This is a genomic window from Streptomyces corynorhini, from assembly GCF_003346515.1.
Classification (GTDB): domain Bacteria; phylum Actinomycetota; class Actinomycetes; order Streptomycetales; family Streptomycetaceae; genus Streptomyces; species Streptomyces corynorhini.
Genome location: NZ_QQNA01000112.1, coordinates 15,530 through 26,803, shown reverse-complemented (window position 1 = coordinate 26,803; position 11,274 = coordinate 15,530). Strand labels below are relative to the sequence as shown.

At 68.4% G+C, this 11,274-nt stretch carries 12 protein-coding genes and 2 pseudogenes; 7 read left to right on the top strand and 7 right to left on the bottom strand.

All coding sequences use genetic code 11. The features are described from left to right. Positions 1-25 precede the first annotated feature (25 nt). The gene (locus DVH02_RS15510; protein ID WP_114624403.1) at positions 26-715 is read left to right on the top strand and encodes a pentapeptide repeat-containing protein; all 690 of its coding nucleotides are present in this window, start codon (positions 26-28) and stop codon (positions 713-715) included. Positions 716-719: 4 nt separating this feature from the next. Here DVH02_RS15510 and DVH02_RS15505 read toward each other — a convergent pair whose 3' ends face one another. The 3 genes and pseudogenes from DVH02_RS15505 to DVH02_RS37120 all read right to left on the bottom strand — a co-directional run. After that, positions 720-1,577, bottom strand: a complete 858-nt coding sequence (locus tag DVH02_RS15505; protein ID WP_233518249.1) for an aKG-HExxH-type peptide beta-hydroxylase — start codon at positions 1,575-1,577, stop codon at positions 720-722. A gap of 99 nt (positions 1,578-1,676) precedes the next feature. Continuing rightward, positions 1,677-1,838, bottom strand: a complete 162-nt coding sequence (locus DVH02_RS35165) for a hypothetical protein (RefSeq protein WP_158575892.1) — start codon at positions 1,836-1,838, stop codon at positions 1,677-1,679. A 189-nt stretch (positions 1,839-2,027) separates the two neighbouring features. Beyond that, positions 2,028-2,208 (bottom strand): annotated as a pseudogene (locus DVH02_RS37120) (hypothetical protein); the annotation flags it as partial. Between the two features lie 173 nt (positions 2,209-2,381). On the opposite strand from DVH02_RS37120, the gene DVH02_RS15495 reads away from it, so the two are divergent. Then, positions 2,382-3,134, top strand: a complete 753-nt coding sequence (locus tag DVH02_RS15495) for a DUF6879 family protein (RefSeq protein WP_114624400.1) — start codon at positions 2,382-2,384, stop codon at positions 3,132-3,134. A gap of 12 nt (positions 3,135-3,146) precedes the next feature. Further along, positions 3,147-3,995 carry a helix-turn-helix domain-containing protein gene (locus DVH02_RS15490; RefSeq protein ID WP_114624399.1) on the top strand — a complete coding sequence of 283 codons (849 nt, stop codon included), beginning with the start codon at positions 3,147-3,149 and terminating at the stop codon, positions 3,993-3,995. Here the strand turns inward: DVH02_RS15490 and DVH02_RS15485 are convergent. The 4 genes and pseudogenes from DVH02_RS15485 to DVH02_RS15465 all read right to left on the bottom strand — a co-directional run. Next, positions 3,992-4,165, bottom strand: a pseudogene (locus DVH02_RS15485) (DUF397 domain-containing protein); the annotation flags it as partial. The gene DVH02_RS15490 and the pseudogene DVH02_RS15485 overlap by 4 nt on opposite strands. Before the next feature lie 58 nt (positions 4,166-4,223). Next, positions 4,224-5,018: a DUF5753 domain-containing protein gene (locus DVH02_RS36135; RefSeq protein ID WP_233518245.1), complete on the bottom strand. Its 795-nt coding sequence runs from the start codon at positions 5,016-5,018 to the stop codon at positions 4,224-4,226. 96 nt (positions 5,019-5,114) lie between these two features. Next, a complete protein-coding gene (locus DVH02_RS15470) occupies positions 5,115-5,891 on the bottom strand; it encodes an alpha/beta fold hydrolase (RefSeq protein ID WP_407697629.1) in 777 nt (258 codons plus the stop codon). An 87-nt stretch (positions 5,892-5,978) separates the two neighbouring features. After that, on the bottom strand, positions 5,979-6,314 hold the full coding sequence (locus DVH02_RS15465) for a DUF427 domain-containing protein (protein WP_114624435.1): 336 nt from the start codon (positions 6,312-6,314) through the stop codon (positions 5,979-5,981). 113 nt (positions 6,315-6,427) lie between these two features. Here DVH02_RS15465 and DVH02_RS15460 point away from each other — a divergent pair, with 113 nt between their 5' ends. The 4 genes from DVH02_RS15460 to ligA all read left to right on the top strand — a co-directional run bounded on the left by DVH02_RS15460 (position 6,428) and on the right by ligA (position 11,071). Beyond that, entirely contained in the window at positions 6,428-6,967 is a 540-nt protein-coding gene (locus DVH02_RS15460; protein ID WP_114624395.1) for an LOG family protein, read from the top strand. A 41-nt stretch (positions 6,968-7,008) separates the two neighbouring features. Continuing rightward, entirely contained in the window at positions 7,009-7,698 is a 690-nt protein-coding gene (locus DVH02_RS15455) for an SDR family oxidoreductase (protein ID WP_114624394.1), read from the top strand. 5 nt (positions 7,699-7,703) lie between these two features. Further along, positions 7,704-8,690 (top strand): methionine synthase, encoded by a 987-nt coding sequence (locus DVH02_RS15450; RefSeq protein WP_199566291.1) that lies wholly within the window; start codon positions 7,704-7,706, stop codon positions 8,688-8,690. An 86-nt stretch (positions 8,691-8,776) separates the two neighbouring features. Next, positions 8,777-11,071 carry an NAD-dependent DNA ligase LigA gene (gene ligA / locus DVH02_RS15445; protein ID WP_114624434.1) on the top strand — a complete coding sequence of 765 codons (2,295 nt, stop codon included), beginning with the start codon at positions 8,777-8,779 and terminating at the stop codon, positions 11,069-11,071. The last annotated feature ends 203 nt before the right edge of the window (positions 11,072-11,274 follow it).

The window sequence follows — 11,274 nt, the reverse complement described above, 5'->3', positions numbered from 1 at the left end:
GGAACCCCGAGAATGGATTAACCGAATGGCTCGGATCGCTTCACAGCAGGGCACGAGGAATGCGCGAATCAAGAACCCCGCACCGCCCAAGTTGTCGGCGAATCTGCGATTGGCGGAGATGCCTCATGACAACTTCGAACACGACGCGGTCATCAGAGGGGTGCGGTACGACGGGGCCAGCTTCGCCGGCCTCTCGGTCGAAGCCCTCGAAGCCGACGGATGCAGCTTCGAGAGCGTGCGCTTCACCGGTACTGACCTGCGGCAAGCCCAGTTCAGCGACTCACGGTTCGAGACCTGCGACTTCGCTCAACTGGTTACGCAGGATGTCTCACTCATTCGCTGTCACGTCACTGGCAGCCGCATCACCGGGGCTTCATGGAAATCTGGAACATTCCGCGATGTGCGCATCGAAGAAAGTCAAAGCAGCCCGGCAATGTACCGGCACATGAAGCTCTACAGTGTCGTATTCAGCGATTGCAGAATGATCGGCGCCGACTTTCAGGCAGCAGAAATGCACAACGTGCGATTCGAGAACTGCGACCTCACCGGAGCCCAGTTCGCAAACGCTGTGATGGGTGTCGTCCGGTTCGAGAATTGCACCCTCATCGATGTGGGCGGCGCCGTCGGCCTCAAGGGGGCCACGGTGCAAGGGCCAGGGTCGATGGAGCTGGCCCTGAGCCTTGCCCGAGAAGCGGGAATCCTGTTCGAGCCGTAGACCGTCAGACGGCGACCGGAACGTAGCCCGCGTACTCCCTGCCGGAGGTCGCGCGGGCTACCGAGTCGAAGTTGATGCTCTCACCGAAGGCACATAGCTCGTCGAGCAACATCCGCCCGTACGCGGTGAAGTGCTCGCGCTGCTTCTTCAAGTCCGCGCACGCTTGGCGGAGCGAGACCGTGTAGAGGTCGACGAGGGTTGTCTTGCCCTGGTGGTGCTCCATGAACATCAGAGGTACGGTCACGACGGCGGCATGGAACGCCTTGTCAAGTGGCCGCCGTCGGCCGATCTTCACCGCCGACAGGGCGCGGTACCGGTCCGCGCCGAGTTCGCGAGAGGACAGGGTGAAGGTCCCGTAGACCGTGTCGCCGACGAAGAGGTTCAGGTGCATTGCCTCGTGGACGAGACACATCGCGTAGTCGAGGACGCCCCACTTCGCGCCAGGGCTCATGACCACGACGCCGGGGAGTCGCGAAGCCGAGCCGCCACCGTCCGCCCCGCTGTTGAGGATGATGAGGTCTGTGACGAGCAGATCGACCATCAGACGGAGACCGGGGTTGATCTCCTGGATCAGGGTGAGGGCTTCGGCGACTCTGCTGTCCCATGCCTCCCGGCTCGGCCCGTTTGTGGGGCCGGCCCCCTTGAAAATGTGCTCGAAGACGCCATTGGTCGTGCAGAACTCTGCCCAGGCCCCGTCCTCGTACGTGATGTCGAGACCTGCGGAGGCGGCTGCCATGGGGCGCATAGTCGGGTTGGAGATGGCCGCCCGGTAGGCCCCGGACATGCCCTTGGCGGTGGGGTACTTCCCCGTCTGCGCGTGGACGAGCCGGGCCATGTTCTCGTAGGTGTGGCCGATATTCATGAAGTGCACGAGGATCGCTCCTTCTTCGCGTCCGGCGTGGGCCCGGAGCGAGGCGCTCCGGGCCCACTGAGAGGGAACTGCTTCGGCGCGTCAGGAGAGTCAGGCGGTCCAGCCGCCCATCATGCAGCTGTTCTCGTCCTCCTGAGACCGCTGGACGTTCGCCGCCACGGTGGCTACGACTGCCGGCGAGTCCTGGGCGACCGCGGCGACCACTCCGTTGAGTACGCGCGGGTTGGCGATCTGGTCATCCGGCTTGATCATGGTGCTCCTCCATCTTCTGGGCTGGTGTGCACTTGCTGACCGGTCCGTCTGCCGAACGTGTCAGGTTGGGCAGACGAACGGGGGCTGAGGGGCGCGGTCAACCGCGCAGATCCAGGAAGCAGGACCTGGTCGTTGCCGTCGGAACGACCGCTGTGGTTCCTCTGGCCGCGTCACTCGCGGCCTTCTTGCTTGCAGTGCTCGCGCCAGTTGGTTGGCCACGTCGGCGCACACGCCCCAGCTCAATGAGCCGCAGCTGAGGGGATGCGGGGTCGCGCCTCAGGGACGGCAACACGATTCCGACCTCGGCCAGTGCTGCTCTCAGGGACTCCGCAGCCGTGTGCGGATCGACATCCAGTCTCTTCGAAGTCACGAACGGGACACTAGGAGCCGCGGGTTGGCGGGCGATATGCTGATTTCTCGAATTTGCTCGACCAGTGATTCGGATTGCTGGTGTTTTCTCATATGCCCTGCCTCACCCCGTAGTGCCGAGGTGGAGCCCCGTGCATGCTGATTGGATCGACATGCTTGGAAGGGAGAACGTCTATGGCTCGTCAGTTGCGCTTCACGGGGACGGACAGCAAGGTTGACGGTTGCCCCGCACTGCACGCGGACGAGGGCACCGGGGAGATCATCGTTCAGGGCACACCCGTCACCGACCCCGAAGACCTCGACCAGCTTCAGCACTTCGGGCCGAACGAAGCCGCGGTGGCCGTGCCGCGCGAGCTGCTTGTGAACTGGGGACCGAAAGAGATGGAGCGGGTGCCGGAACTGGTCGACCGGGGAACCTTTCGGCGTCTCTTCGAGAACTTCAAGCACACCGCCTGGCGACTGGAGACGCGTCGGGGTTACGCGTCGGACCGACAGGACCCCGACTTTCAGGCATTCCTGGCCACCGGCTCGTCGCCTTGCGACCCCAACGAGCCCTGGTTCGTGAACATCCGGGCCCGGACGAACGCCGGCAAGACGGTCAGCCGCGTCCGCATCACTGACAACCCGCCCACCAAGGAACAGCTGTTCCTGCTCGACTACGCCCGGCACAACGCGTCCGTCGGCGAGGACATCCGCTACATGTGGCGCGAGGATGCCGACCGGGGGGCTCTGCCCGCCGAAGACTTCTGGATCTTCGACTCGCGGCTTGTGGCCCTGCTGCACTTCGACGACGAGGACAACCTGCTCAACATCGAACTGGTCACTGAACCCGCGGAGGTCGTGCGGTACGCGGTCGCGCGTGACGCGGCAATGTACGACGCCTTGCCGTTCGACCAGTTCGCCGCGCAGGTGTGTGCGACCGAATAGCGCACGCGACCGGTGAGCACTGACTATCAACAGGCACGGGCGGCATTGGGGACGCGGCTGCGTGAACTCCGCTTCTCGTGCCCCGGTGGTCGGCTCACCGGTCAGCAACTCGCGCATCGGCTCGGCTGGCCGGGCTCCAAGGTCAGCAAGCTGGAGAACGGTAGGCAGACAGCCAGCCCAGAGGATCTGAGGGCATGGGCCGACGCGACCGAGCAGCCGGACGCGTATCCCGAACTCGCCGCCCGGCTTTCGGGGTTCGAGTCCCACATCAAGTCTTGGCGCAGGGCCCTGGCGAACGGCTTCAAGCCGCTGCACGAGGGACTGAGCGCGGAGATCGAGCACACCTCGGAGATATGGGTCTGGGAAGAGTCGGTCATCCCCGGGCTGCTACAGACACCCGGGTACGCCCGGCACGTCATCCAGCGCTATTCGGAGCTGCTGGGCGGAGTCCGCGACGTCGAGGACGCCGTGCGGTCCCGGATGCGGCGGCAAGAGTGGTTGTACCGGCCAGGTCGCAAGCTGCACGTGCTGATGTGGGAAGCCGCGTTGCGGTCGCTGATCTGCCCTCCCTCGGTGCTGGCCGCGCAGTTCGACCGCCTGGCCGGCGTGATCGGGATGGACACGGTCGAGCTTGGCGTCATCCCCTTCACCGCCTCGGTGAAAATCGTGCCTGCCAACGGCTTCTGGGTCCTTGATGACCGGAAGGTCGTCGCCGAGGACTGGCACGCCGAGCTGTGGCTGGACGACGCCGACAACATCGCCTTGTACGTGAAGGTCTGGAAGACCCTTCGCGAGTCGGCCGTGTACGGGGCCGATGCCCACAACGTCATCAACGCGGCCAGGCGCGCGCTGAACTCCTAAGATCCCAGGTCGTCGAACTCGCCTGCTTTGGCGCCCTTGAGCCAGGCCGCCCTCTCGATGCGCGTGAAGAAGACCGTGCCCGCTTCGGGGTGGTTGCTGTTGCGTACGGCTATCCGGCCGTCCTGTAGTGGGGCGGCCTCCACGCAAGCACCTTGGTCTCCGCTGAAACTGGACTTGCGCCAGGGGCGGAGTCGAGTTCAGCCTGGTGGGGGGCGTGCTCAGGGCTGGTCATGTGTACTCCTCGGCGATGTCGCGCACCATCTTGACCGACTCGTCCGGACTCAGGGCGAGTGCCACCAGGTGCTCGAAGGCCACGGTATGTGCCTCGATCTCGTGGGGAGCTTCGAGGTAGAAGGCTCCCGCGCGGTGTTCAACGTAAGCCACACCAGGATCCGCCGGCCACGGGAAGCCGAGGATCTGGAAGGGGCCTGCGGCCATGCCCGGATGCGCGCCGTTGGCGTAGGGGAGTACCTGGACGGTGATTTTTGGGTGGCGCGCCATCTCGGCCATGTGCAGAAGCTGGTTCTTCATAATGGCTGGGTCGCCGACGACCCGGCAGAGTACCGCTTCGTTGAGAACTGTCCACAGGCGGAGCGGGGCGGTGGCGCGGCTGAGGGCGTCCTGTCGAGTCAGGCGTAGCTTGATCTGACGCTCGATCTCGGCTTCTGCGCGCTCGGCGGTTCCTCGGCGAGTGATGGCGTCGGTGTAGGAAGTCGGTTCGGAGCGTGGCCCGTTGCTCCCGTTGGGGCATGACGAGTACGCGGCCCTGCTGGCGGAGGTGGTGGCGGACTCCGCGCCTCGGCTCTTCGCTGTGGTGCAGGAAGTAGGAGACCGGGAAGACGGGTGGGTGGCCGCCTGGGGCCTGGCCTTTGAGGGGCGAGCCGAGGTGGTCGCGGGCGGGGGAGACGTTCGTATGAGCCTGTCGTCGGCAGAGGGCGCGCTCCGGTACTTCGGGCGGGGCGAAGAGGCCAGGGCGAGTCTGTACTGGGTCGGTTCCTGACGCCGACGGTCGGTTCCTGGCACCGGCAGTCGGTCCCGGACAGCGCCTGCGGTCCGGCGGCAAGCCCGCCGGACCCGGCGTTCGTTCGCGTTGTGTGTGCGGGGCACCGGTAAGACCCCTCACGCCGCGAAGAACTCCTCCAGCACCGGCGCCAGCACATGCGGCGCCACCTCGTGCGTCTGGCCCGTCAGGGTGCGGTGGCGCCCCCGGGGCAGGGACTTCGCCGTCGCGCGGGCCGCGTCGCGCAGCGCGGCCGGGGAGGCGCCGCCGTCCACGACCATCGCGCGGGTCCGCACCGCCGACAGCCGCTTCGCCGGGACCGCTCCCCGGCCCAGCACGGCGTCGTCGTACGCCAGGGTGTGGGCCACCGCCGTCAGCCCCGGCCACATCGGCGAGCGCCGCATCGCGGCGATCATCGCGGGCGTCGCGTCCACCGCCGACAGGAACAGCTCGACCGCCTCGTCCCGCAGCCCCAGCTCCAGCAGCCGGGCCAGCCGCTCACGGTAGGCCGCCGTACCGCGCGGATCGGCGGGGCCGGTGACGTACGGCGGCTCGTACAGGGCCAGTTGAGTGATCGGCAGCCCGGCGATCGCCGCCTCCAGCACCAGCGCGGCGCCCGAGGCCATGCCGTACACCGAGGCGTTTCCGCCCGCCTCCTCAAGGAGGACGGCGAGATCCTCGATCTCCCGCTCCACCGCGTACGGAGCGGTGTCCCCGCTGGCACCCCGCCCGCGCCGGTCGTACGTGATGACGCTGAAGACCGGAGAGAGCAGCCTCGCCAACGGAGCCTCCGACTCCGCCGTACTGAACGCCCCACCCACCAGAATGACCGGCGGCCCCTCGCCCGACCGCCGGTACGCGATCGGGGTGGCGTCCCCCGACTTCACCATGCACACGTTGTCCATGGAGAGTCAGACCCCGCCGCCCCGGCCAACTCATCGCTCGGCGAAGAAGTTTTCCGCGTCTTCTTACAGAAGGCCCCGTCAGTCGGTGACGACCTCCGTGTCGTAGAAGCAGAAGTGGTCCTTGACCTGCGCGACCTCCTCCTTCGGCGCCGGGTACGCCCAGACGAGATCGGGCGCGTCCGGCAGCGACCAGTAGGACGCGTCGCCCTTGAACGGGCAGTGCGTGGTGGTCTCCGAGGACGTCAGCAGCTCGGTGCGCACGTCGCCCGGCGGAAGGTAGTAGCGCACCGGGCAGCCGGTCTCCCGCAGCAGCAGCGGACTGCGGCTCTCCGCGAGGAGCTGTCCGTCGCGTACGACGCGCACGTGCTCGGTGCCCTGTTCGATGGTGATGCGATGTCCCGTGGCCATCGTGATCGTTTCCTTTCGACCGGTGTGGATGTCTCTCGGTACCGCGACCGTACTCACGTCAGCAACAAGGAGCGGCGCGCTCTTCCCTCGGCCTTCCCTCGGCGCTCTACCGTGGTCCCATGAATATCTGTGTCTTCCTCTCCGCCGCCGACCTCGACGAGCGCTACACCCGCCCCGCACGAGAATTCGCCGAGCTGATCGGCAAGGGCGGCCACACCCTCGTCTGGGGCGGCTCGGACAAGGGGCTGATGAAGGTCGTCGCCGACGGCGTACAGCAGGGCGGCGGCCGGCTGGTCGGGATCTCGGTGGACTTCCTCCAGGCCGTGGCCAGGCCGAACGCCGACGAGATGGTCATCGCCAAGGACCTCGCGGAGCGCAAGGCGCTGCTGCTCGCCAAGTCCGACGCCGTCGTCATCATGGTCGGCGGCACCGGCACCCTGGACGAGGCCACCGAGATCCTGGAGCTGAAGAAGCACGCCCTCCACACCAAGCCCGTGGTGCTGCTCAACACGGCGGGCTTCTACGACGGTCTCAAGCAGCAGTTCCACCGCATGGAGCAGGAGGGATTCCTGCCGCTGCCCCTCGCCGACCTGGTGTTCTTCGCCGAGGACGGCGTGGGCGCCCTCGCCTACCTGGAGGAGTCGCTCGGCGTACGGTGACGGTGTCATGACCGGCCCGGGGGTGATGCGACGATGACCGCATGGCTACCCATCTGATCACCGGTGCAGGCTCCGGCATCGGCGCCGCCGTCGCGCGCCGGCTCCACGAGCGCGGCGACGACCTGGTTCTCTTCGCCCGTGACGCCGCCCGCGCCAAGGAACTCGCCGCGGACTTCCCCGGCGCCCGCACCCTCGTCGGCGACCTCTCCACCCCCGACCGGCTCTCCTGGGCCCTCGGCCAGCAGTCCCCGCCCGACCGGCTGGACTCGCTCCTGCACATCGCGGGCGTCGTGGAGCTGGGACCGGTCGGGGAGCTGACCCCCAAGGCATGGCACGGCCAGCTCGCGGTGAACCTCGTGGCACCGGCTGAGCTGACCCGGCTGCTGCTGCCCCAACTGCGCGTCGCCCGCGGCCAGGTGATCTTCGTCAACTCGGGCGCCGGGCTCGGCGCGCACGCCGAGTGGAGCGCGTACGCCGCCTCCAAACACGGCCTGAAGGCACTGGCCGACGCCCTGCGCGAGGAGGAGCGCCCCAACGGGCTGCGGGTCACCTCCGTCTACCCCGGCCGTACGGCGAGCCCCATGCAGGCCAAAGTCCACCGGCAGGAGGGCAAGGAGTACGACCCGGCCCGCTGGATCGCCCCCGAATCCGTGGCCACCACGATCCTCGCCGCGCTCGATCTGCCGCGCGACGCCCGGATCGACGACGTCACCGTCAAGCCGGGCCGGTGAGCGCGATGACCTACGGACCCGCCACGGGCGTCGGCTCCATGCCGGGCGGCGACGCGCGGGAGACCGCCAAGGCCGTCACCGGCACCTTCGAAGAACTCCCGTACCTGCCGGAACTGCCCGCGCGCGGGCCCGGCGCCGACATGATCGGCCGCACGGCCGGACTCCTCGCCGAGGTCTACGCGCGCGTGGAGCCCAGCGGCTGGCGGATCAGCGACCGGCCCGGCCGGGACACCAGACGGGCCAGGTCCTGGCTGGGGGAGGACCTGGACGCGCTGGAGGAGTTCACCCAGGGATACGAGGGGCCGCTCAAGATCCAGGTCGTCGGCCCCTGGACCCTCGCCGCCGCGCTGGAGCTGCGCGGCGGCGAGGCGGCGCTCAGCGACCCCGGAGCCTGCCGGGACCTGACCGCGTCGCTGGTGGAGGGGGTCACCGAGCACCTAGCCGAGGTACGGCGCCGGGTGCCGGGAGCCGTACCGGTGCTCCAGATCGACGAGCCCTCCCTCACCGCCGTCCTGCGCGGACACGTCAGATCCGCCAGCGGCTACCGCACCCACCGCGCGATCGACCGCCAAGTCGTCGAGAGCGCGCTGCGGGAGGTGACCGCGCTCGGCGCCGGGAGAGCGGTGGTGCACTCGTGCGCGCCGGACGTGCCCTTCGCGCTGCTGCGCCGGGCCGGAGCCGCGGCCGTTTCGTTCGATTTCGCTCTGCTCACCGAGCGTGATGAGGAGACGATCGGGGAGGCGGTGGAGGGCGGTACGAAACTCTTCGCCGGAATCGTGCCGGGTACCGACGGCCCATTGTCAGACCCTGCCGGTAGCGTCAGTGGGGTCAGAACGCTGTGGCGCAGGCTGGGGCTGAATCCGGGGACTCTCGCGGAGTCCGTGGTGCTCACTCCCGCGTGCGGGCTCGCGGGTGCCTCACCCGCGTACGCGCACGCCGCGCAGGCCCACTGCGTCAGGGCCGCGAGATCCCTCGCGGACAACCCTGAGTGACGATCCCGGCGACGGGTGACGGCCGGATCATGGTGAATCGGGAGGACGAGACGGTGGCAGGCGAACAGCGGGACGTGGTGTCTGCGATGCCCGAGGTGCCCACGGAGGCGCGGGAGCGGCACGCCCTGCTCGCGGAGCAGATCGAGGAGCACCGCTTCCGGTACTACGTGAAGGACCAGCCGGTCGTCAGCGACGGCGAGTTCGACCGACTGCTGAGGTCGCTGGAGGAGCTGGAGGAGACCCATCCGGAGCTGCGCACCCCGGACTCCCCGACCCAGAAGGTCGCCGGTCAGTACGAGACGGAGTTCACCGCGGTCCTGCACCGCGAGCGGATGCTCTCCCTTGACAACGCCTTCGACGACGAGGAGCTGGCGGCCTGGGCGGAGCGCGTCGCCAAGGACGTGGGCACCCCCGACCACCACTTCCTGTGCGAGCTGAAGGTGGACGGACTCGCCGTCAACCTCACCTACGAGCACGGCCTGCTGACCCGCGCGGCGACCCGGGGCGACGGCCGTACCGGCGAGGACATCACGCCCAACGTCCGTACGATCGCCGAGATCCCGCACCGGCTGCGCGGCGAGCGCGTCCCGGATCTCGTCGAGATCCGCGGCGAGGTCTACTTCCCCATGGAGGCGTTCCAGGAGCTGAACGCGCGTCTGGTGGAGGCCGGTGACAAGCCCTTCGCCAACCCGCGCAACGCGGCGGCGGGTTCGCTGCGCCAGAAGGACCCCAAGGTCACCGCGACCCGCCCGCTGCACATGGTGGTGCACGGCATCGGGGCGCGCGAGGGCTTCGACATCGACTGCCTCTCGCACGCCTACGAGCTGCTGCGCGCATGGGGCCTGCCCACCGCCCAGCACAACAAGGTGGTCGGATCCGTCCAGGAGGTGCGGGAGTTCATCGCCCACTTCGGGGAGAACCGGCACTCCGTCGAGCACGAGATCGACGGAGTCGTCGTCAAGCTCGACGAGATCCCGCTCCAGGGACGGCTGGGCTCCACCTCGCGGGCGCCGCGCTGGGCGATCGCCTGGAAGTACGCGCCGGAGGAGGTCAACACCAAGCTGGTCAACATCCGGGTGGGCGTCGGCCGCACCGGGCGGGTCACCCCGTACGCGCAGGTGGAGCCGGTGACGGTGGCCGGCTCCGAGGTCGAGTTCGCCACCCTGCACAACCAGGAGGTGGTGAAGGCCAAGGGCGTGTGGATCGGGGACACGGTCGTGCTGCGCAAGGCGGGCGATGTCATCCCGGAGATCCTCGGCCCGGTCGTCGATCTGCGGCCGGAGGACGCGTACGAGTTCGTGATGCCGGAGCGCTGCCCCGAGTGCGGGACGCCGCTGCGCGCGATGAAGGAGGGCGACATCGACCTCCGCTGCCCCAACGCGCGCAGCTGCCCGGCCCAGTTGCGGGAGCGGCTGTTCTACCTCGCGGGCCGCAAGTGCCTGGACATCGAGAACTTCGGCTATGTCGCCGCCGCGGCCCTGACCAAGCCGCTGGAGCCCGACACCCCGCCGCTGACGGACGAGGGCGACCTCTTCGACCTCACCATCGAGCGGCTGCTGCCCATCAAGGCGTATGTCCTGGACCAGGACAGCGGACTGCCCAAGCGCGACCCGAAGACGGGTGAGGACAAGAAGGCGATGGTCTTCGCCACCAAGGAGGGCGAGCCCAAGCGGAACGCCGAGAAGATGCTGGAGAACATCGCGAAGGCCAAGGACCGTCCGCTGGCCCGCATCATCACCGGCCTCTCCGTCCGTCATGTGGGACCGGTCGCCGCCGAGGCGCTGGCCAGGGAGTTCCGCTCCATCGACCGGATCGAGGAGGCCACCGAGGAGGAGCTGGCGGCCGTCGAGGGCGTCGGCCCGGTCATCGCGGCCTCGCTCAAGGAGTGGTTCGCGGACGAGTGGCACCGCGAGATCCTGCGCAAGTGGCGGGCGGCCGGGGTCCGTACGGAGGACGAGCGCGCGGGCGAGGACGAGGGCCCGCGCCCGCTGGAGGGCCTCACGGTGGTGGTCACCGGCACGCTGGAGCGGTACACGAGAGATGGCGCGAAAGAGGCGCTTCAGTCGCGTGGCGCCAAGGTGACCGGCTCCGTGTCGAAGAAGACCGCCTTCGTCGTGGTCGGCGAGAACCCCGGCTCGAAGCACGACAAGGCCCTGCAGCTGAAGGTGCCCGTGCTCGACGAAGCGGGCTTCACCGTCCTGCTGGAGCAGGGGCCGGACGCGGCCAGGGCGGTGGCCACCGGCCCCGAGGAGCCCCCGGCGGCCGCCGCGGAAGGCGCGGACGCGCCGGAGAGTGCGACGGATCCGGCCGAGAAGGGCACGCCGACGGGTAGGACGGGCGAGGAGATGGGTAAGGAGACGGAAATCACTCCCCAGGAGTAATCGCGGTCAACGCCCTGAAGAGCAGGGCCCGCACCGTCGAATTCGGGCCGCCAAGGTCACCCGTTCGGCGCATACCAGACGGATACGGATGGGCGGGTCGCATTCGGGCAACAGCTGTAGAGCGCTGCCCGTTGGGGCCTTCGGCGGCCTACTGTTGGGATGTGCGCCTGTCGTGCACGGCTGAGGAGTCGATTCCAGCCGTG

Coding starts and splice junctions, on each gene's coding strand:
- DVH02_RS15510 (WP_114624403.1), top strand. CDS start 26: ATGGCTCGGATCGCTTCACAGCAGGGCACGAGGAATGCGCGAATCAAG.
- DVH02_RS15505 (WP_233518249.1), bottom strand. CDS start 1,577: ATGAATATCGGCCACACCTACGAGAACATGGCCCGGCTCGTCCACGCG.
- DVH02_RS35165 (WP_158575892.1), bottom strand. CDS start 1,838: ATGATCAAGCCGGATGACCAGATCGCCAACCCGCGCGTACTCAACGGA.
- DVH02_RS15495 (WP_114624400.1), top strand. CDS start 2,382: ATGGCTCGTCAGTTGCGCTTCACGGGGACGGACAGCAAGGTTGACGGT.
- DVH02_RS15460 (WP_114624395.1), top strand. CDS start 6,428: ATGAATATCTGTGTCTTCCTCTCCGCCGCCGACCTCGACGAGCGCTAC.
- DVH02_RS15455 (WP_114624394.1), top strand. CDS start 7,009: ATGGCTACCCATCTGATCACCGGTGCAGGCTCCGGCATCGGCGCCGCC.
- DVH02_RS15450 (WP_199566291.1), top strand. CDS start 7,704: ATGACCTACGGACCCGCCACGGGCGTCGGCTCCATGCCGGGCGGCGAC.
- ligA (WP_114624434.1), top strand. CDS start 8,777: ATGCCCGAGGTGCCCACGGAGGCGCGGGAGCGGCACGCCCTGCTCGCG.